Origin of the sequence: Streptomyces sp. NBC_00846, assembly GCF_045207325.1 — a bacterium.
Lineage (GTDB): Bacteria > Actinomycetota > Actinomycetes > Streptomycetales > Streptomycetaceae > Streptomyces.
The window spans coordinates 6277034-6296825 of record NZ_CP108846.1 but is presented as its reverse complement, the minus strand read 5'-3'; the positions used below and the strand labels follow the sequence as shown (position 1 = coordinate 6296825).

Below are 19792 nucleotides of genomic sequence, written 5' to 3'. Positions count from 1 at the left end.
GCATTGAAGAAAGGCGACGACGGCCGGGCCCGCCGCTTCAGGTGGCGGCGTCGACGAAGGCGACCAGTTCGGCCACGGGCATCGAGCCGGGCTCCCGGCGCTCGCGCGCGAACGTGTTCGCGGTGCGGCGAAGTACGTCGTTGACCGGCGTGGGTACGCCGTGGAGGCGGCCGAGCAGCACGATCTCGCCGTTGAGGTAGTCGGCCTCGATCGTGCCTGTGCCCCGGCTGAGGCTCTGCCAGGACGAGCCGCCGCGAGGGGAGCCGTCGAACGGTTCGAGGCGGAGACCGGCCCGCGCCGCGGCCTGGTCCTCCCGGCTGACCGGATCGATGCCGGCGGCCGCGAGCACGGCCCGCCCCTCGGCGAGTGCCCGCTCCAGCAGCGCGGACGCGTCCTGTCCGGTGAGCGGGCCAGTGACGGCCTCGATCGCGTTGGCGAGGTTGGAGAGCAGCTTGCCGTACTTCCAGCGCATCACGTCATGCACGACCGGGGCCAGCAGCTTCGACTTCTCCAGGTCGGCGGCGATCAGGCGGGCCGTCTCGTCGGTCCCCGCCGGGTAGCGGCCCAGGTGCAGAACGCCGGTCAGGGGCGTTCCGGCGGCCAAGACCTCGCCGGGTTCGACGAAGGTGGCGGGCAGCCAGACGCACATGCCGTACACGCGCCGGAAGCGCCGCAGTGCGAGGCGTTCGCTCTCCACCCCGTTCTGCGCGCAGATCAGCGGCAGCCGCTCGCCCGCCGTGGAGCCGCCCGCGACGGGCCGGACGCTCCAGGCATCGAGGGCGGCCGTGCTGTCCTGCGTCTTCACGGCGAGCACGAGAACGTCGTCCGCGGTCAGTTCGAGCGCCTCGGGGCGGTCGATGACGGGGATCGGACGGGTGGACGACCCATCGGGCGTGACGAGCCGCAGCCCGCCGGCGCGCAACGCCTCGTACTGCGCACCGCGTGCGACGAGCACGACGTCGTGGCCGGCCTCGGACAGCCGTCCCCCGAGGACGCCGCCGACGGCGCCCGCCCCGATGATGATGTAGCGCATCCCCACTCCCGTCCACGGCCGCACAGGTCGGCACAACGGTCCCCCGAAGGGCCGACGACACCTCAGCATAGGACGGAAGATCGGATCATCGAGGGGGACTAGTGTTCCCATCATGTCTTCCACGTCACAGCCGCACGGCGATGTGTTCCTGCTCGGTGGCGAGCTGCCCGTACGCCGTCTCGGATACGGCACCGCCCAGCTGACCGGCCCCGGATACTTCGCAGGATCATGCGGCGGGGCACCCCTGACCGTCGTCAAGCAGTACATCGAAAACCAGCAGCGCCCCGTCTGACCGTCACCCCGGAGACGAAGAGCACTCCGGCACTCCGCGCCTCCGAGCCAAAGATGGCCTTCACCCCCGACCTGAAGGGCGGAGCACTGGCCAAGATCAGAGGTAGAGCAACCAGCCCACGCCGTTCAGCCGCCACAGCGAACTGCGGTGGGCGAAGAGCCCCTTCACCTCGGTGTCGTAGGTGACGTGGACGAGTTGGCCGTCCAGCTGGACTCCGCGCATCCGGGACGCGGTGAGCGGGCCGGGGTGCGGGGCGTCGTCCCCGGTGAGCGAGGCGATCATCATGTCGCGGTCCCAGACCCGGCCGGTGGAGTCGATCTCGCGGTACTCGGGGTGCAGTACCCGGGAGAGGAGTTCGGCGGAGGCTCGTACCGCCGGGTCCAGGAGGCGGAGCTCGCCCTCGACGGCCGCGGCCACCGCGGGGGACGGTTCGCTCATGTGCGGGCTCCGTCGTGTGCGGTCATTTCCACGAGCTTGACCACGGTGTTCCAGTTGCGCGAGGTGGCCGTGAGGCCCTTGGTTAGGGCGGGCCGGGACAGTGCGTCGGCGAGTTTGGAGCGGCCCAGTCCCTCGGGGGCGTAGAGGTAGAGCGCGCGGTCGCCGAGCCGGAACTCCTCGGGGAGGTAGGCCGCCGGATCGATCCGGGCGAAGCGTTCGGCGTCGACGGGCTGTCCGAAGTAGGTGATGTGCAGTTGTCTGCCTTCGAGTTCGGCGGCCGGGAAGGGGCAGGCCGCCGCAACTGCCGCGAGGTAGGCGCCGTCCCGGACCAGGCAGGGGACGGGGAAGCCGAACCGTTTCTCGATGGCCCGTTCCAGTTCGGCGGCGAGTGCGTTCTCGTCGTCCGACGGACTGCTGAACACGGCGTTGCCGCTCTGCAGGTGGGTGCGGACGTCGCGGTGGCCCAGTTCGGTGAGCAGTGTGCGGAGTTCGGCCATCGGAACCTTCTTGTGGCCGCTCACGTTGATTCCGCGCAGCAGCGCCGCGTACATCGTCATGGGCACACCATAGGACGATCGCTTCGCGCGGTGCGGCCGCCGCGCCCCGTGGGGGAGGGCGCGGCGGCCGCCGATTCCGTCGCGCCGGGCGTTTGCTGCCCGGTCACGGCTGCGGGGGCGGTTACTCGACGACCCTCAGCAGCTTGTTCGGTGTGCCCTCGGTCGCGTGGGAGATCGCGTCGGGGGTGGCACCGTCGGTCAGGGCCGTGGCGACCTCTTCCGGGGTGGCGTCCGGGTGGCCGGAGAGGTAGACGGCGGCGGCACCGACGACGTGCGGGGTCGCCATGGACGTACCGGAGATGGTGTTGGAGCCGTCGTCGCTGTCGTTCCAGGACGAGGTGATGCCCGATCCGGGGGCGTAGATGTCCACGATCGAGCCGTAGTTGGAGAACGACGACTGCTCGTCGTCCACTGTGGACGAGGCGACCGTGATGGCCTCCGGGACGCGGGCCGGGGAGCTGTCGCTCGCGTCGGCGGAGTCGTTTCCGGCGGCCACCGCGAAGGTGACTCCGGAGGCGATGGACTTCTGGACCGCGGCGTCGAGCGCCTCGTCCGCGCTGCCGCCGAGGCTCATGTTGGCGACGGAGGGTCCCTCGTGGTGCTCGGTGACCCAGTCGATGCCGGCGACGACCTGCTCGGTGGTGCCCGAGCCGGAGTCGTCGAGGACCCGGACCGCGACGATCTTCGCCTTCTTGGCGACCCCGTAGGTCGCACCGGCGATGGTGCCCGCCACATGCGTGCCGTGGCCGTTGCCGTCGTCGGCGCTGTCGTCGTCGTCGACGGCGTCGTAACCCGAGCCGGCCCGGCCCTCGAACTCGTTGTGCGTGGTGCGGACACCGGTGTCGATGACGTACGCGGTGACGCCCTCGCCCGCGCTGTCCGGGTAGGTGTACGCGTCGTCGCCGGCCGTCTCGGTCTGGTCGATCCGGTCCAGCCCCCAGGACGGCGGGTTCTGCTGGGTGGCGTCGATGTGGAACTTCTTGTTCTGGACGACCTTGGAGACGGCCGGGTCGGCGGCCAGGCGCTCGGCCTCGGTCAGCGTGAGGCCGCTGGCGGAGAAGCCGTTGATGGCGGAGCTGTAGTTCCGCTCGAGCTTGCCGCCGTACTCCTTGGCGAGCTTCGCCTTATCGGCCTTGTGGTCCAGCATCACGATGTAGCTGCCCGATACGGCGTTCGCCGCGTCCGCACCGTAGACGATGCCCGTCGCGGGAGCCGGAGCGGCTCCGGCGAGGGAGCTGCCCATCAGGGTGACTCCGACGGCCGCGGCCACGGCGGTTATCGCCGCGGTCAGCTTGATCCGGCGTGCGCGCTTGTGAATTGCCATGAAGAGGGGTCTCCTCGTCATTCTTTGTGGGGGGATTGACCCCCGGTCGGAATATCTCCGGGGGTTGGCTCGAAACCCTCGCCGATTGACGCGCTCAGATCAAGACCCTCACGCGGCTGTGACTTATTCAACAAGGCTTCGTAATAAGAAACCGGCCAGCCTCGCCCACGTCGGACACGACCGTCGCAACACCCGTCCCGGGTAAGGAGCTTGCCGCTCCCGCGTCGACGACCGGCACTCTTCGCAGGCGGGAAGAGGCAACGGGGCGGCGCCCCCGGGCGGGCGCGGACTCGGCTTGATTCCACCCCCGCCCGTCACCCGCACGGTTCGGCCCCGGGTGGCGGGCGGTGCTCGCCCTTCGGGGCCGTCTCAGCGCTGATAGCGGGCCAGCACCCGGTTCCCGTCGTCCACCAGACGCTTCCTCAGCTCCGCCGCCCCGATCGCCCCGCTGTAGTACTCCTGGAGGGCGGGCGTGGCGACCTTGTCCTTCCATTCCGGGTAGCCGCGGACCGCCTGGGCGGGCGCCGGCCGGAGTCCCTTCGCGACCTCGACACCGGTCGACCAGCCGTCCTTGTCGGTGTGCAGGGCCGGGTCCGCCAGGGCCGCCGTGCCGGTCGGGAGCATCCAGTCCCCCTTGGCGAGGCGCACCATGTTCGGCGGTCGCAGCAGGAAGTCGATGAACTGCGCGGCCTCCTTCTTGTGCGGGCTGGCCTCCGAGACGGAGAGGGTCTGCGGGCTCACCCCCTGGGCGAGTCCCCCGCTGCCGACGGGGGCGGGCAGCACCGTCCACTCGAAGCCCTCGGGGGCCTGCTCGACGACCTGCTGGCGGTACGAGAAGCCGAGCGGAACCATCGCGTACTTGCCGCCGAAGAATCCCGGCAGGGTGTCGGAGCCGCCCATGCCGAGCGTGGTGCGTGCGGCGCTGTGGTCGGTGTTCACCTGGTCGTGAATGGTGCCGGGGACGACCTGGTCGCCCTCGTCCGCGCGGATGGTCACCTTGCCGTCGGCGTCGCGGTGGAAGAGCCGGCCGCCGGCGGAGAGCCCGAGGTTGAGGGTGACGGAGACCGGCTCCTTCAGCGGCCAGGCGACGCCGTATCTCCCCTTGCCGGTCAGCTCCTTGGTGACCTCCCGGAATTCGGTCCAGCTCCAAGGGGTGGCAGGGGTGGGGATACGGACCCCCGACTCCTTGAGGATCCTGGTGTTGGCGATCAGTACGCGGGGTTCCTGGAGGAACGGCACTCCGTAGACGCCGTCGCCGAAGGTGGTGGTCTGCCAGCTCTGCTGCGGGATGTCGGCGGTCAGCCGGTCCGGGAGGAGCGTGCGCAGATCCGCGAGGTAGCCGCCGTACGCGAAGTCGGCGAGGTCGTCGGAGGCGTCATGGATGACGTCCGGGGCCTCGTCGCCCTCGAAGGAGGTGAGCAGCTGGTCGTGGACGGTGTCCCAGCTGCCCTGGACGTAGGTGACGTGGATGTCGGGGTGGGTCGCGTTCCACTCCTTCACCAGTTGCTTGTTGGCGTCGACGGACTCCTTCTGCCAGGCCAGTGACTGGAAGCTGAGCTCGGTCCGCCCGTCGTCGCCCCTGCCGTCGCCCGTCCCAGCGCAGCCGGTGAGCAGCAGAGCCAGCGCGGTGGCCGCGGCGGCGGCGGTCGTCCGTACCCGTGCGCGCATCAGCTCTTCACCGCCCCGGCCAGCATGGAACCGGTGATCCGCCGCTGGATGAGCGCGAAGACGACCAGCGAGGGAAGGGTCGCGAGGAACGCGGCGGCGGCGAGCGGCCCGAGATCGGCCGCGCCCTCCGCGCCGAGGAAGTGGGTCAGTACGACCGGCAAGGTCTGCTTCTCCGGTGTCTTGAGCAGGACGAGCGCGAAGAAGAACTCGTTCCACGCGGTGATGAACGCGAAGAGCGCCGTGGCGACGATGCCGGGGGCCAGCAGCGGCGCGGTGACCGAGACGAGCGTACGCAGCCGGCCCGCGCCGTCGACCGCGGCGGCCTCTTCGAGCTCGGCGGGCACGGCCCGTACGTATCCGGTCAGCATCCACAGCGCGAACGGCAGCGCCCAGACCACGTACACCATGGCCAGCCCCCACAGGGTGTTGATCAGATGGAGGTTCTTCAGGACCAGGAAGAGTGGAATGATCAGCAGGACGAACGGGAACGCCTGGCTGACCACGACCCAGCCCGTGGTGGCCGTCGAGAGCCTGGAGCGGTGGCGGGCCGTCACATACGCCATGGGCGTGGCGACGAGGACCGCGACGACGGCGGCGCAGAGGGCGACGGTCAGCGAATTGGTGGCGGCCTGGAGCAGCGGCTGCTCGTCGAACGCCGCGCGGAAGTTGTCGAGCGTCGGATGTTCGGGGATCCAGGTCGGGTGCAGGGAGCCCAGTTCGCGCGCCGGTTTGAAGGCGGTGGAGATCAGCCACAGGAACGGGAACGCCAGGAAGACGAGATAGCCGAGCAGTGCGACGTACTGTCCGGCACGTGCGGATCTGCGGGTACGCGCGCTCACCGGTCCTCGCCTCCCCTGAGCCGGCCGACGAGATACCCGGCGAGGATCACGGAGATCACCGCGACCATCACGCAGCCCATCGCCGCGGCGTAGCCGAACTGTCCGTAGCGGAATGCCTCTTCGTAGGCGAAGAGCATCGGCAGCCGGGTACGGCCGCCGGGTCCGCCGCTGGTCAGTACGTAGACCAGGGCGAAGGAGTTGAAGTTCCAGATGAAGTTGAGCGCGGTGATGGAGAGCGCGACGGGTCTGAGCGCGGGCCAGGTGACGGTACGGAAGCGGCGCCAGGCGCCCGCCCCGTCCAGCGCGGCGGCCTCGTGGAGTTCGTGCGGGGTGTTCTGCAGCCCGGCCAGCAGGGCGACGGTGGTCTGCGGCATGCCGGCCCAGACGCCCACGACGATCACGGCGGGCAGGGCGGTGGCGAGTCCGGTGAGCCAGGCCCGGCCGTCGCCGAGGCCGAGATCGCGGATGGTCTCGTTGAGCACCCCCGCGTCCGGGTTGTAGACGAGCCGCCACATGATGCCGACGACCACCTCGGGCATCGCCCACGGAATGATCGCCAGCGCCCGGGCCAGCCAGCGCATCCGCAGATTCTGGTTGAGCAGCAGGGCGAGGCCGAGCGCCAGCACGAACTGCGGGACCGTGACGCCGACCGCCCACAGGAGACCGATCCGGAAGGACTCCCAGAAGAGGGTGTCGTGGAGCAGGTCCTGGAAGTTCAGCCCGCCCACCCACTGGGTGGAGCGGGTGCGGCCGGACTGCGCGTCGGTGAAAGCCAGCGCGATGCCGTAGAGGAGCGGGCCGACGCTGAGGATGAGGATCGGGATCAGCGTGGGCAGCACCAGGAACCAGGAGCCGGCGCTCCGGTTGACCGGCCGGTGCTGCCTGTCGTGTGGACTGCCGGGCGGGCCGTGTGTCCCGGATTTTACGGTCGCACTCGCTAATGTCACGAATTTGCCCCCTTGCGTCATTCGATAGGCTTCATACCGTTCTGGCCGCTCAGGTGGTTCTCGTCATCGTGCTGACGGGCCATCGGTTCGTCAAGCGGGCCTGCACGGATGCGAAAATCGGAGCCATGAACGAGAAGTGTGCGCGCGAAGTGCTGACCGCTGCCGGGCTGTCCGGCGGTGCGGAGCTGCTCGCGCTGGGTGAGAACGCGGTGTTCGCCGCGGGCGACCTGGTGGTCAAGGTCGGCCGGGACGCCGTGCGGAACCCGGAACTGCGGGACCGGGCCGAGCGCGAGGTGGCCGTCGCCGAGTGGCTGGCCGCCTCGGGGGTCCCCGCCGTGCGGGCCGCCGAGCCCCGGGCGCGGCTGGTGGAGGGCCACCCGGTGACGCTCTGGCACCGGCTGCCCGACGCCGTGCGCCCGGCGGAGCCGCAGGATCTGGCGCGGCTGCTCACCCTGGTCCACGCACTGCCCGCGCCGGACGGGTTCGCCCTTCCGCGCCGTGAGCTGCTGGGCGGGGTCGAGCGCTGGCTACGGCTCGCGGGCGATGCGATCGACCCGGCCGACGCCGAGTATCTGCGTGAGCGCCGCGACGGCTTCGCGACGGCCGCGGCCGCACTGGTCCCGCATCTGCCGCCCGGTCCGATCCATGGCGATGCCCTCCCCCGTAATGTCCACGTCGGCCCGGACGGGCCGGTGCTGGTCGATCTGGAGACCTTCTCCGCCGATCTGCGCGAGCACGATCTGGTGGTGCTCGCGCTGTCCCGGGACCGGTACGGGCTGGCGGCCGAGGCGTACGACGCCTTCACCACCACGTACGGCTGGGACGTCCGCGAATGGGACGGCTGTGCGGTGCTGCGCGGGGCGCGGGAGACGGCCAGCTGCGCGTGGGTGTCCCAGCACGCGCCGGCCAACCCGAAGGCACTCGAAGAGTTCCGCCGCCGGGTGGCATCACTGCGCGACGGCGACGCGACGGTGCGGTGGTATCCGTTCTAGGACGCGGGCACCCAGGTCCGAAGCGCGAGTGACCGGGGCCGTCCGCCGACCGCCCGCACCGCCCGCAAGCACGGACCGGCTCGGGGCCGCTGCGTCCTCAGCCGGTCACCGGGGCCGGCTCGCGCAGGGGCCAGCGGCCGTCGATCACCGCGTCCGCCGTGCCCTTGCGGCGCAGGAACTGCTGGAAGTCGGCCGCCCATTGCGCGTACCACTCCACTTGGCGCTCATGGAGCTCGGCGGCGGTCAGCTCGGCCACCGAGCCGTGCCGCTCGGCTATCGCGTACGCCACCCGGACCGCGGCCAGCGCATCCGCCCCCGCGTCATGGGCGCCGCCGTGCACCACGCCGTACTCGACGCAGACCGCTTCGAGGGTGCGCTTGCCCTTGCGGTAGCGGTCGACGGCCCGGTCGATGGTGTACGGGTCGATGACCGGCCCGATCCCGGCCCCGTCGAGCCGGTCGCTCAGCGACGGCAGCCCGTGCCGCCGCAACTCCGCCGTCAGCAGCGTCAGATCGAAGGCCGCGTTGTACGCGACGACCGGCACCCCCTGGCGCCAGTAGCCGGTGAGTGTCTCGGCGATCTCGTCGGCCACCTCGCGCACCGGCCGGCCCTCCGCCGCCGCCCGCTCACTGCTGATGCCGTGGATCGCCGAGGCCTGTGCCGGAATCCGGATGCCCGGATCCGCCAGCCAGGTGTCCTGCCGCACCGGCTCCCCGTCCCTGCCGCCGACGCCGACGACCGCGGCTGTCACGATCCTGGCCTCCAGCGGTTCCGTGCCCGTCGTCTCCAGGTCGAAGCCGACCAGCGCCTCCCGGTGCCAGCTCATCCCGTACCTCCTTCGTGGTGCTCTCCCCCAGGTGATGACCACCCTCGCATGCACCACTGACAACGGACGGACAGCCCCTCAGGAACAGCGCCAAGGAGCAACGGCCGAGGAACGACTCCGCAGGAAACGACCCCTCAAGAGACCGGCCGGGAGTCCGCCCACACGGACTCGAACTCCTCGCGGTACGTCTCGAACAGCCCGTGCTCGTTCTCCTGTCCCGCCCGGACCACCGCGCGCCCACCGCCGCGCAGCACCAGCACGGGCGCCTCCATGCCGCGTGCGTGCCGCAGATACGTCTGGACGACCCCGACCGCGTCCGTGCCGTCGCCGTCCACCAGATAGGCCGTGAAGCGCGGCGTCTCGTCGAAGACATGGATCTCGAAGGCGCCCGGATCACGGAGCTTGGAGCGGACCCGGCGCATATGGAGGATGTTCATCTCCACCGACCGGCTCAGCTCGCCCTTCTTCAGGCCCAGCTCCCGCTCACGGCGCTTGACGGCGCTGCTCGCCGGGTTGATGAAGAGGAGCCTGACCCGGCAGCCCGACTCGGCGAGCCGGATCAGCCGGCGGCCGGAGAAGTTCTGCACCAGCAGATTGAGTCCGATGCCGATCGCGTCGAGGCGGCGCGAACCGCCGAAGAGGTCCTCGGCGGGCAGCTGGCGCTGGAGCCGCACCCGGTCGGAGTGGACGGAGACCACATCCGCGTACCGGTCACCGACCAGCTCCTCGACGGCGTCGACCGGGAGCCGGTCGGACGAGGGGACCGCCGCCCCGCTGCCCAAAATCTCCAGGAGCCGGGCCGAGGCGCGCTCGGCTTGGGCGAGGACCGCCTCGTTCAGAGCCCGGTTGCGGGAGACCACATTGCGGGCGACCTCCAGCTCGTCGAACGCCAGCTCGACCTCGCGCCGGTCGTCGAAGTACGGCTCGAAACACGGCCAGTGCTGGACCATCAGCTCGCGCAGCTGCGGCAGCGTGAGGAAGCTCAGCACGTTGTCGTCGGCCGGGTCCAGCAGATAGCCCTTGCGGCGGGAGACCTCGCGTACGGCGACGGCGCGCTGCACCCACTCCTGCCCGGCGGGCCCGGCGGCGGCCACCACCCAGTCCTCGCCGTGGACCGGCTCGTAGATGGGCCGGAGCACCGCGGCGACCACGGCGCGCAGCCGCTGCTCCACGAGATTCAGCCAGATGTAGGCACGTCCTGCCCGCTGGGCGCGCGTACGCACCTCGCTCCAGGCGTCCGCGCCCCAGTCCAGTTCCGCGCCGATCTCCATGGGCCGCGCAAGTGAGACCGCCCCGGGCGGGGCATCGGTGGATTCCCCCTCGTGACCTGCGTCACCTGGAGGCAGCTCGAACCCTCCCGAGCTCACCCGCGCACCGCCTTCCACTCCCCCACCAACGATCAAGGAAGGGTACTCCGCGAGCGGGATCCGGTGCAGCAGGATGCGCAGGCTGCTTCGTCAACTCCCCTGTGACATAGGCACGTTCTCGGGTGCGAGATCTGCCGTAGTGAGCGGATTCATAGTGATTGGGCACCCCGTCCGGGGCTCCGCACCCGGCCCACGCCCGGCTCAGCACCCCGGATTCCCGTTCCGGGCGACACGGAGAGGCCCGATGTTGACCGGACCGCGCGACGTCCTAGGCAGCCGCACCACTTTCGGGGAAGATCTGGCACAAGCAGCCCGAAAGCCCCAGACACCCGGATCAGAAGTGGAAGAGTCGAACCTATGCAGGTCTGGCCGGGACAGGCGTATCCGCTCGGTGCCACGTACGACGGCGCCGGGACCAACTTCGCGGTCTTCTCGGAGGCCTCCCACCGAATCGAGTTGTGCCTGCTGCACGACGACGGTTCCGAGACGGCGGTGGAACTCAGGGAGACCGACGCATTTGTCCGCCATGCCTATCTGCCCGGGGTGATGCCCGGTCAGCGGTACGGATTCAGGGTCCATGGCCCGTACGAACCGGAGCGCGGCGTCCGCTGCAATTCGGCCAAACTGCTGCTCGACCCGTATGCCAGGGCCGTCGCGGGGCAGATCCGGTGGGGCGAGGCGGTGTACGGCTATCCGTTCGGCCGGCCCGACGCGCGCAACGATCTCGACTCGGCGCCCCACACCATGACCTCGGTCGTGGTCAACCCGTACTTCGACTGGGGCGACGACCGGCGGCCCCGTACGGACTACCACCGCACCGTGATCTACGAGGCCCATGTGAAGGGCCTGACGATGCTCCATCCGGCGCTGCCGAAGGAGCTGCGCGGTACGTACGCGGGGCTGGCCCATCCGGAGGTGATCGCCCACCTGACGGAACTGGGTGTCACGGCGATCGAATTGATGCCGGTGCACCAGTTCGTCCAGGACCACCGGCTGGCGGACGCGGGGCTGGCCAATTACTGGGGTTACAACACCATCGGCTTCTTCGCCCCGCACAACGCGTACGCCTCCTGGGGCGACCGCGGTGAGCAGGTGCTGGAGTTCAAGCAGGCCGTACGGGCGCTGCATCAGGCGGGCATCGAAGTGATCCTCGACGTGGTCTACAACCACACCGCGGAGGGCAACCACCTGGGTCCGACGCTCTCCTTCCGGGGCCTGGACAACGCCTCGTACTACCGGCTCGCGGACGACCAGCGGTACTACATGGACACCACGGGGACCGGGAACTCCCTGCTGATGCGGTCGCCGCACGTGCTCCAGCTGATCATGGACTCCTTGCGGTACTGGGTCACGGACATGCACGTGGACGGGTTCCGCTTCGATCTGGCGGCCACCCTGGCCCGGCAGTTCCACGAGGTGGACCGGCTGTCGTCGTTCTTCGATCTGGTGCAGCAGGACCCGGTGGTCAGCCAGGTGAAACTGATCGCCGAACCGTGGGACGTGGGCGAGGGCGGCTATCAGGTGGGGAACTTCCCGCCGCTGTGGACGGAGTGGAACGGCAAATACCGGGACACCGTGCGGGACCTGTGGCGGGGCGAGCCAAGGACCCTCGCCGAGTTCGCCGGGCGGCTGACCGGGTCGTCGGACCTCTACCAGGACGACGGGCGGCGGCCGCTCGCCTCGATCAACTTCACCACCTGCCACGACGGGTTCACCCTGCACGACCTGGTCTCGTACAACGACAAGCACAACGAGGCGAACGGCGAGGGCAACCGGGACGGCGAGAACCACAACCGGTCGTGGAACTGCGGCGCGGAGGGCGATACGGACCAGCCGGAGGTGCTGGAGCTGCGGATGCGGCAGATGCGGAACTTCATCGCCACGCTGATGCTGTCGCAGGGCGTGCCGATGCTGAGCCACGGCGACGAGTTCGCGCGCACGCAGCGGGGCAACAACAACGCGTACTGCCAGGACAACGAGTTGTCGTGGGTGCACTGGCCCGACCCGGCCGAGGCCGCGGCTGACGACACGGACGACGCGGACGGGGATGCTTCCGCCGAGGGGGACGGCCTGGGCAGCAGCCTGCTGGAGTTCACCCGGGCGATGGTCTGGCTCCGCCGCGACCATCCGGTCTTCCGGCGCCGCCGGTTCTTCCACGGGCGGCCGGTCGAGGGCACGCACGACGAGCTCTCGGACATCGCGTGGTTCACGCCCGAGGGCCGCGAGATGACGCAGCGGGACTGGCAGGCCGCGCACGCCAAGGCGCTGACGGTCTTTCTCAACGGCCACGCGATCTCGGAACCGGGCCCGCGCGGCGAACGGATCTCCGACGACTCGTTCCTGCTGATGTTCAACGCGAGCGCCGAGACGCTGGACTTCTCCGTTCCGGTGAATCACGGCCGGCAGTGGCTGGTGGTGGTCGACACGGCACGTCCCGCGGGGGTTCTTCCCCGCTCGGGGCCGAAGGTGGCGGCGGGCGAACGGGTGACGCTGGCCGGGCGGAGCCTGGCGGTGCTGCAGCGGCCCGCGTAGGTCCCGGCCGGCGGCCGGCGACACCGCCGGTCGAGCCCTTTGCCGCGTTCCGTGACACAGAAGGCCGCAGTCTGGGTACGTAACGGCGCATGACGCCCACCGCCACCTACCGGCTCCAGCTCCAGCCGGACTTCCCGTTCTCGGCCGCCGGACAGGCCGTGCCGTATCTCGCCGCGCTCGGCGTCTCCCATCTGCATCTGTCCCCGGTCCTCGAAGCCGTGCCCGGCTCCAGACACGGGTACGACGTCGTCGACCACGGCCGGGTGCGCGCCGAACTCGGCGGGGAGGAGGGGCTGCGGGAGCTGGCCCGTACGGCGCGTGAGCACGGGCTCGGGCTGATCGTGGACCTCGTGCCGAACCACATGGCCGCCATGCCCCGCCTCAACCACGCGCTGTGGGAGGTGCTGCGCGAGGGCGCCGCGTCCCCGTACGCCCGCTGGTTCGACATCGACTGGGCGGCGGGCGGTGGCAAGGTGCTGCTGCCGGTGCTCGCCGGGCCGATCGGCGTCGAGCTCGACAGGCTCCAGGTCGACGGGGAGGTGCTGCGCCACGGCGAGCAGGCGTTCCCGCTCCGGACCGGCACCGCCCGGCTGCCGATGTCCGAACTGCTGGATGCCCAGCACTACCGGCTCGGCTGGTGGCGGCTGGCCCGTACGGAGCTGAACTACCGCCGGTTCTTCACCATCTCGGACCTCATCGGAGTGCGGGTGGAGGATCCCGAGGTCTTCGCCGCCACCCACGGCAAGATCCTCGAACTGGTCCGGGACGGGGTCGTCGACGGTCTGCGCATCGACCACCCCGACGGGCTCGCCGATCCCGCGGCCTACCTGGAGCGGCTCTCGGAGGCGACCGGCGGGCGGTGGACGGTGGTGGAGAAGATCCTCACGGGGGCCGAACCGCTGCCCGCGGACTGGGCGGTCGCCGGGACGACGGGGTACGACGCGCTGCACCGGATCGACGGCCTCTTCGTCGATCCGATGGGTGCGGCGGAACTGATCGGCCGCTACCGGGAGTACTCGGGACCGGCCGGGGACCGCGGCGGTCACTGGACGGCGACCGTGCGGCGGGCCGCGTACCGGGTGGTGACCCATGAACTGGCCGCCGAGACCGCACTGCTGACCCGGCTCGCGGTACGCGTCTGCGCCGAGGACCCCGCGCTGCGGGACCATGCCCCGTGGGCGCTGCACACCGCCGTGCGCGAACTGCTCGTACGCGTACCCGTCTACCGCCCCTACGTGACGGCCGGTGGCCCCTGCACGGAGACGGCCCGGGCGACGCTCCCGGACGGGGTCGTGGCGGACGCGAAGGCGGTGTTCTCCGTTCCCGAGGAGGCTTCGGCCGTCGATGTGGTGCGGGAGCTGGCGCTGGGGCGGCTGGGCGAGGGGCCCGACCGGGCCGCATTCTGCGCCCGGTTCGCCCAGACCGCTTCGGCGCTCCGCGCGAAGTCGGTCGAGGACACGGCGTTCTACCGGTACGTGCCGCTGATCTCGGCGAACGAGGTGGGCGGCGATCCCGGGCATCCGGCGGTGACGCCGGAGGAGTTCCACGCGTTCTGCGCCCGGCTGGCGCGCGACTGGCCGACCACGGGCACGGCGCTGACCACCCACGACACCAAGCGGAGCGCCGATGTACGGGCTCGACTCGCGGTGCTGACGGAGTGCCCTGAACAGTGGTCCTGGCTGCTGGTGGAGCTGGGCCGGGTGACTCCCGCGGCCGCGCCCGACGCACAACTGGCCTGGCAGGCCTGGCAGACGGCGTACGGCTGCGCGAAGCTGCCGGCCCGCGAGATGGCGGGGCGGCTGGAGCCCGCACTGCTGAAGGCGGTCCGTGAGGCCGGGCTCTTCACCAGTTGGACGGAGCCGGATCCGGCGTACGAGCGGGCGGTGACGGACTTCGTGGCGGCGGGGCCGGCCGCGGGCAACGGTCCGGTGCGGGAGGCGCTGGAGCGGTTCACGGACACGCTCGACGCGTACGTACGGGCCAATGTGCTCGGCGCGGCGCTGGTGCAGCTGACGATGCCGGGTGTGCCGGACCTGTATCAGGGCACGGAACGGGAGTACGTGGCGCTGGTCGACCCGGACAACCGGCGGCCGTTCCGCCACCCGCCCGAGGGCGGGCCGTCCGGCGAGAAGGGCGAGCTCACGGCGGTCGCGCTGCGGCTGCGGCGCGAACGGCCTGAGCTGTTCGGCGAGTCGGGAACGTACACCCCGCTGAGCGCGCGGGGTCCGGCGGCCGCACACTGTCTGGCCTTCTGCCGTTCGGGCGAGGTGGTCACGGCGGTGACCAGGCTGTCGTTGCGGCTGGCGGAGTCGGGCGGCTGGCGCGGGACGGAGCTGACGCTGCCGGACGACGGGCCGTGGACCGATCTGCTGGCAGCGGGCCGGAAGTTCACCGGGGCCACGGTCGCGGCGGCCGACCTGTTCGCCGAACGGCCGGTGGCGCTGCTCAGCCGGGTCGGACGAGAAGGACCCGCGGGCCGCGGGTGAGCAGCCCGGTGCCGGCCGGGCGGAAGCCGTCCGGCCGGCGGAGCCGGGGCATCGCGCCCGGCAGGGCGCGCACTCCCTGCCGGGCCTGGAGCCGGCCGAGCACCACGGCGGGGCAGCCGGGCGGTCCGGTGAGGGAACGGCCCTGGTCACGGCGGAAGGGGTCGAAGAGGTCGGCGGCGGCCCGGTTCCTCAGCAGGGGAGCACCGCCGGCGGCGTCGCGCATTCGGTGTACGGCCGTCCTGGTGATGGCGGCGCGCCCGGACGGGCCGTAACTCAGTCTGCGGGCGACCGGAGGCAGAACGGCCCGGAGGCGCCGAGCAGCTCCGTGAACGCGGCGGCGGCACCGGTGAGCTCGACTCGGGAGAAGACCGCCAGTCGACGTCGCCACGGCGGGTCGACGGCGAGCACCGCGCAGTCCTCGCCGACCGCTCCGCCGACCACGTGTACGGGGGCCGCGGTGACTCCGACTCCGGCCGCGGCCATCCGTACCGCTGTCGAGGTGTGTTCGGTGCGCACCGCCGTACGGGGCGTGAAGCCGGCCCGGCCGCAGGCCCAGTCCAGGAATGCCCGGCCCTGCACTACGGGCTCCATCGCGCAGCGCACCCAAGGACGGTCGGCCAGCTCCTGGAGGCGGACCGACGTGCGTCCGGCGAGCCGGTCGTCGAACGGAACGACCAGGACGATCTCCTCCTCGCCGACCGGGACGACGGGTCCCGGCCAATGCGCGGGCGGCGGGCCGACGGCCAGGTCGGCGGTGCCGCGTTCGATCTGTTCCTCAAGGGCCTCCGTGGTGGCGTACTCGTGGAGCACGAGAGCGACCCCGGGGTGCGCCCGGCGCCAGCGGGCGAAGACGTCCGGGAGGATGCCGACGGCCACCGCGTGCACCGTCGCGATGTGCAGTTCGCCGCCCTCCGCCCCCGCCGCCGCCCTGGCCGCGCGCCGGGCCTGCGCGGCGCTGCGTACGGAGCGCTCGGCGTGCGGCAGAAAGGCACGGCCCATCGGCGTCAGCCGCACGCCCCGCGGCAGCCGTTCCAGCAGGGCACCGCCGACGGTCTTCTCCAGGGCCTTGATCTGGTGGGAGAGCGCGGGCTGGGTGACATGGAGGAGTTCGGCGGCCCGGGTGAACGACGCCGCCTCGACGACCGTGAGGAAGTACTCCATCTGTCGCAGGCTCACCGCGCGCTCCCCGTCTTCCTGGTGGACCGTGTCCGGCGGCCCGTACCCGTACCTCGACCCATAAAGGCTGTGCATCGGGTCCAAAGAAACATTGTCTTGGACTCATGGCAAGGCGCAGGCAGAGGCTGTGGCCATGACTCGGGCCAGGGAATTGAATGAGAACGAGACCGACGTGTTGGTGATCGGCGGTGGCACCGGCGGGTACTCCACCGCCCTGCGGGCCGCTTCCCTGGGTCTGAAGGTGGTGCTCGCGGAGCGGGACAAGGTCGGCGGCACCTGCCTGCATCGCGGCTGCATCCCCAGCAAGGCGATGCTGCACGCCGCCGAACTCGTGGACGGCATCGCGGAGGCCCGGGAGCGTTGGGGTGTGAGGGCGGCCGTGGAATCGGTGGACTGGCCCGCGCTGGCCGCGGCGAGGGACGACATCGTGGCGCGCAATCACCGCGGCGTGGCGGGCCACCTCGCGCACGCCTCAGTCGAAGTGGCTTACGGGAGCGCAGAGTTGATCGGCCCTCGCAGTGCGCGGATCAACGGTTACGGGGAGGTTGTCGCACGCCGTGGCATCGTTCTCGCGACCGGATCCCGGCCGCGCATGCTGCCGGGTCTGACCGCCGACGGGCGCCGCGTGGTCACCAGTGACGACGCGTTGTTCGCGCCGGGGCTGCCGCGGTCCGTCCTGGTGCTGGGCGGCGGGGCTATCGGGGTCGAGTACGCCTCGTTCCACCGGTCGATGGGCGCGGACGTCACCCTGGTCGAGGCCGCCGACCGGCTCGTACCGCTGGAGGATGTCGATGTGTCGCGCCATCTGACCCGCGGCCTGAAGAGGCGAGGCATCGATGTGCTGGCCGGAGCAAGGCTGTTGGACGCGGTCGTGGGGGACGACGAGGTCGTGGCGACCGTACGCACCTCGCGCGGCGAAACCCGCACGGTGCGGGCCGAGCGGCTGCTCGTCGCGGTGGGGCGTGCCCCGGTGACGGACGGACTCGGTCTTGCGGCGGCTGGTCTGGCCGCCGACGACCGCGGTCATGTGGTGCCCGCCGACTGGTCCCGTCTCGAAACGTCCGTGCCGGGCCTGCACGTGGTGGGCGATCTACTGCCGCCGCCGTCCCCGGGGCTGGCTCACGCGTCCTTCGCCGAGGGGCTGCTGGCCGCCGAGACGCTGGCCGGTCTGCGCTCACCGGCGGTGGACTACGCAGCCGTCCCCCGGGTCACGTACTCGTCCCCGCAGACCGCGTCGGTGGGCCTGACCGAGGATCAGGCCCGTGACGCCGGGCACGATGTCGCGGTCAACACCATGCCGCTCACCGCCGTGGCCAAGGGCATGGTCCACGGGCAGGGCGGCATGGTGAAGGCCGTCGCCGGGCGGAATGGCCGGGTGCTCGGGGTGCATCTCGTCGGCCCGCATGTCTCCGAGATGATCGCCGAGAGCCAGCTGATCGTCGGATGGGACGCCGAACCCGCCGATGTGGCGCTTCACATCCACGCCCACCCGACGCTCTCCGAGGCGGTCGGCGAGGCCTTCCTCACGCTCGCCGGGCGCGGTCTCCACCAGCAGTCCTGATCCGGACGAAGGGCCCTGGGGCCCGGTCGGCTATCGGGGAGGGGGTCCGAGGACGGGCGCGGAGAGCCGGAAGCTCATGCGGCCGAAGCTCACCTGGTCCCCCTCACGGACCGGGACCGTGCCGGTGACCCGTTGCCCGTTGACACAGGTGCCGTTGGTCGAGCCGAGGTCGCGCAGCAGCCAACGGCCGCCCTGCACGGTGAGTTCCGCGTGGAGCCGGGAGACGGTCTCGTGGTTGAGCCGCAGGCCGTTGCCCGGGTCGCGGCCGATCAGCAGGGGGTAGGGGCTGGGGGCGGGGAGCAGGAGCTTCGGGAGCCGTTCGGTCTGCCAGACCCGGCGTACCCGGCCGGGAAAGCCGGACACTCCGCTCACGATCCGGAGTACCCGCCGTGACCAGCGGCCTTCGCTCTCCAGGTCGGCGGTGAGCGCCGCCAGCTCCTCCGAGCGCCGGGCGGCGAGGGCCAGTTCCATGCGCCGCATGAAGGTGTCGTGGGACAGCTTGCCCTGTGCCGCGCCGTCTCTGAGCACGCCGAGAACACGGTCGCGCTGGGCATCGGACAGCCGCGCGGGGTACGTGTGGAACTCGAAGGGGGACGTCACGCGGTCAATTGTCGGCCGACCGCCCCGGAGTGTCCAGAAGAACCCAGGCTTTCCGCCCTCCTGACCTGCGCGGAACACCGGCACGGAAATTCCGGGGCGGCTGCCGGGCAGGCGTTGTACTCTCTGCGCCGCCGGCCGCCCGGCGATCGCCACACGGCCTTTACGCATTTCAGGGAGATCATGTGACCTCTGCACCGGGGGAATTGACTGTCCGACCGCTCGCCGGTCCGCAGGAGCTCGGGCTCTTTTGCCAACTCTCGTACGTTCTCGATCACGAGCTCGCGGAGGATCTGGAGAGCGGGCGTCGCCAGCCCGAGTGGATGTGGATGGCGCTGCGCGGCGAACGGGTGGTGGCACGGATCGCTTGGTGGAGCCGGGACGGTGACGTGCCGCTGCTGCTCGACGTCTTCGACCTCGACGACACCCTGCCCGAGCCCGAACGCGGCGAGGCGGGCCTGCGGCTGCTGGAGGCGGCGACGGCGGCGGTCGTACCGGCCGGTGCCCCGCGGCCCGAGTACGGTCGCTACGTCCCGCCGGACTGGCGCGAGGACCCGGTGGCACGCGATGCCGTCGAAGCCCGGATCCGGGTCATGGAGCGTTCCGGTGCGCGGATGCTGGTCGAGCGGCTGCGCCTGGAGTGGCGCGCCGGTACGCCGGTTCCCGCCGACAGCGGCCGGCTACGGTTCCGCCCGGTCGACGGACGGGAGGATCTTCTCGCGCTGATGACACCGGTGATGGAGGGCACCCTCGACGCGCACGGACGGGCCGACCTGGAGTCCGGGCTCAGCGCTCGCGAGGCGGCCGAGAAGCACTACGACGAGGAGCTGGTCGCGTACCCGACACCACGGGAGTGGTGGCGCATCGCCGAACTGCCGGACGGTGAGCCGGTCGGGTTCGTCATTCCGGCGCGCAACAGCTACAACCCGATCATCGCGTACATCGGTGTGCTGCCCGCCCGGCGTGGCCACGGGTACATCGACGACATCCTCGCCGAGGGGACCAGGGTGCTGGGGGCGCAGGACGGCGTGGAACGGATCCGGGCCTCGACCGATCTCGGCAACGTACCGATGGCGAGGTCCTTCGAACGCCTCGGGTACATGAACTTCGAGCGCGCCTTCGACATGGTCTGGGACGAGAAGTCCTGAGCGGCGGAT

At 71.1% G+C, this 19792-nt stretch carries 16 protein-coding genes and 2 pseudogenes; 6 read left to right on the top strand and 12 right to left on the bottom strand.

The window, feature by feature from the left end:
- Positions 1-37 precede the first annotated feature (37 nt).
- A complete protein-coding gene (locus tag OG936_RS28955) occupies positions 38-1033 on the bottom strand; it encodes a ketopantoate reductase family protein (protein ID WP_406498655.1) in 996 nt (331 codons plus the stop codon).
- Between the two features lie 175 nt (positions 1034-1208).
- Between OG936_RS28955 and OG936_RS28950 the strand changes: the two are divergent.
- Positions 1209-1325, top strand: a pseudogene (locus OG936_RS28950) (transposase); the annotation flags it as partial.
- Positions 1326-1421: 96 nt separating this feature from the next.
- Here OG936_RS28950 and OG936_RS28945 read toward each other — a convergent pair.
- The 6 genes from OG936_RS28945 to OG936_RS28920 all read right to left on the bottom strand — a co-directional run bounded on the left by OG936_RS28945 (position 1422) and on the right by OG936_RS28920 (position 7098).
- Positions 1422-1763, bottom strand: a complete 342-nt coding sequence (locus tag OG936_RS28945; protein ID WP_406498654.1) for a DUF4440 domain-containing protein — start codon at positions 1761-1763, stop codon at positions 1422-1424.
- Positions 1760-2320 carry a DUF1697 domain-containing protein gene (locus tag OG936_RS28940; RefSeq protein WP_406498652.1) on the bottom strand — a complete coding sequence of 187 codons (561 nt, stop codon included), beginning with the start codon at positions 2318-2320 and terminating at the stop codon, positions 1760-1762. The genes OG936_RS28945 and OG936_RS28940 overlap by 4 nt, the downstream gene beginning before the upstream one ends.
- A 121-nt stretch (positions 2321-2441) precedes the next feature.
- The gene (locus OG936_RS28935; RefSeq protein WP_406498650.1) at positions 2442-3644 is read right to left on the bottom strand and encodes a S8 family serine peptidase; all 1203 of its coding nucleotides are present in this window, start codon (positions 3642-3644) and stop codon (positions 2442-2444) included.
- A gap of 369 nt (positions 3645-4013) precedes the next feature.
- Positions 4014-5312 (bottom strand): ABC transporter substrate-binding protein, encoded by a 1299-nt coding sequence (locus OG936_RS28930; protein ID WP_406498648.1) that lies wholly within the window; start codon positions 5310-5312, stop codon positions 4014-4016.
- Positions 5312-6151, bottom strand: coding sequence for a carbohydrate ABC transporter permease (locus OG936_RS28925; protein ID WP_406498646.1), 840 nt, complete (start codon positions 6149-6151; stop codon positions 5312-5314). Before OG936_RS28925 ends, OG936_RS28930 begins: the two co-directional genes overlap by 1 nt.
- Entirely contained in the window at positions 6148-7098 is a 951-nt protein-coding gene (locus OG936_RS28920; protein WP_406498644.1) for a carbohydrate ABC transporter permease, read from the bottom strand. Before OG936_RS28920 ends, OG936_RS28925 begins: the two co-directional genes overlap by 4 nt.
- Before the next feature lie 125 nt (positions 7099-7223).
- Here OG936_RS28920 and OG936_RS28915 point away from each other — a divergent pair, with 125 nt between their 5' ends.
- Entirely contained in the window at positions 7224-8090 is an 867-nt protein-coding gene (locus tag OG936_RS28915; RefSeq protein ID WP_406498643.1) for a phosphotransferase enzyme family protein, read from the top strand.
- Between the two features lie 97 nt (positions 8091-8187).
- Here OG936_RS28915 and OG936_RS28910 read toward each other — a convergent pair whose 3' ends face one another.
- Together OG936_RS28910 and OG936_RS28905 are read right to left on the bottom strand one after the other, a co-directional pair.
- The gene (locus OG936_RS28910) at positions 8188-8916 is read right to left on the bottom strand and encodes a 3'-5' exonuclease (protein ID WP_406498641.1); all 729 of its coding nucleotides are present in this window, start codon (positions 8914-8916) and stop codon (positions 8188-8190) included.
- 134 nt (positions 8917-9050) lie between these two features.
- The gene (locus tag OG936_RS28905; RefSeq protein ID WP_383754257.1) at positions 9051-10283 is read right to left on the bottom strand and encodes an SAV2148 family HEPN domain-containing protein; all 1233 of its coding nucleotides are present in this window, start codon (positions 10281-10283) and stop codon (positions 9051-9053) included.
- Positions 10284-10640: 357 nt separating this feature from the next.
- Between OG936_RS28905 and glgX the strand changes: the two genes are divergently transcribed.
- On the top strand, positions 10641-12815 hold the full coding sequence (glgX, locus tag OG936_RS28900) for a glycogen debranching protein GlgX (protein ID WP_406498639.1): 2175 nt from the start codon (positions 10641-10643) through the stop codon (positions 12813-12815).
- Between the two features lie 89 nt (positions 12816-12904).
- Positions 12905-15301: a malto-oligosyltrehalose synthase gene (gene treY / locus OG936_RS28895; protein ID WP_406498637.1), complete on the top strand. Its 2397-nt coding sequence runs from the start codon at positions 12905-12907 to the stop codon at positions 15299-15301.
- Here treY and OG936_RS28890 read toward each other — a convergent pair.
- A pseudogene (locus OG936_RS28890) lies at positions 15261-15482 on the bottom strand (cytochrome); the annotation flags it as partial. The gene treY and the pseudogene OG936_RS28890 overlap by 41 nt on opposite strands.
- 92 nt (positions 15483-15574) lie before the next feature.
- Complete coding sequence (locus OG936_RS28885; protein ID WP_406498635.1) at positions 15575-16477, bottom strand: LysR substrate-binding domain-containing protein; 903 nt, start codon at positions 16475-16477, stop codon at positions 15575-15577.
- A 133-nt stretch (positions 16478-16610) separates the two neighbouring features.
- Between OG936_RS28885 and lpdA the strand changes: the two genes are divergently transcribed.
- Positions 16611-18038 carry a dihydrolipoyl dehydrogenase gene (gene lpdA / locus OG936_RS28880; protein WP_406498633.1) on the top strand — a complete coding sequence of 476 codons (1428 nt, stop codon included), beginning with the start codon at positions 16611-16613 and terminating at the stop codon, positions 18036-18038.
- 30 nt (positions 18039-18068) lie between these two features.
- Here lpdA and OG936_RS28875 read toward each other — a convergent pair whose 3' ends face one another.
- Complete coding sequence (locus OG936_RS28875; protein ID WP_406498631.1) at positions 18069-18638, bottom strand: FHA domain-containing protein; 570 nt, start codon at positions 18636-18638, stop codon at positions 18069-18071.
- A gap of 203 nt (positions 18639-18841) precedes the next feature.
- Between OG936_RS28875 and OG936_RS28870 the strand changes: the two genes are divergently transcribed.
- Positions 18842-19783 (top strand): GNAT family N-acetyltransferase, encoded by a 942-nt coding sequence (locus OG936_RS28870; RefSeq protein WP_406498629.1) that lies wholly within the window; start codon positions 18842-18844, stop codon positions 19781-19783.
- Positions 19784-19792 lie beyond the last annotated feature (9 nt).

Coding starts and splice junctions, on each gene's coding strand:
- OG936_RS28955 (WP_406498655.1), bottom strand. CDS start 1,033: ATGCGCTACATCATCATCGGGGCGGGCGCCGTCGGCGGCGTCCTCGGG.
- OG936_RS28945 (WP_406498654.1), bottom strand. CDS start 1,763: ATGAGCGAACCGTCCCCCGCGGTGGCCGCGGCCGTCGAGGGCGAGCTC.
- OG936_RS28940 (WP_406498652.1), bottom strand. CDS start 2,320: ATGACGATGTACGCGGCGCTGCTGCGCGGAATCAACGTGAGCGGCCAC.
- OG936_RS28935 (WP_406498650.1), bottom strand. CDS start 3,644: ATGGCAATTCACAAGCGCGCACGCCGGATCAAGCTGACCGCGGCGATA.
- OG936_RS28930 (WP_406498648.1), bottom strand. CDS start 5,312: ATGCGCGCACGGGTACGGACGACCGCCGCCGCCGCGGCCACCGCGCTG.
- OG936_RS28915 (WP_406498643.1), top strand. CDS start 7,224: ATGAACGAGAAGTGTGCGCGCGAAGTGCTGACCGCTGCCGGGCTGTCC.
- OG936_RS28910 (WP_406498641.1), bottom strand. CDS start 8,916: ATGAGCTGGCACCGGGAGGCGCTGGTCGGCTTCGACCTGGAGACGACG.
- glgX (WP_406498639.1), top strand. CDS start 10,641: ATGCAGGTCTGGCCGGGACAGGCGTATCCGCTCGGTGCCACGTACGAC.
- treY (WP_406498637.1), top strand. CDS start 12,905: ATGACGCCCACCGCCACCTACCGGCTCCAGCTCCAGCCGGACTTCCCG.
- lpdA (WP_406498633.1), top strand. CDS start 16,611: ATGACTCGGGCCAGGGAATTGAATGAGAACGAGACCGACGTGTTGGTG.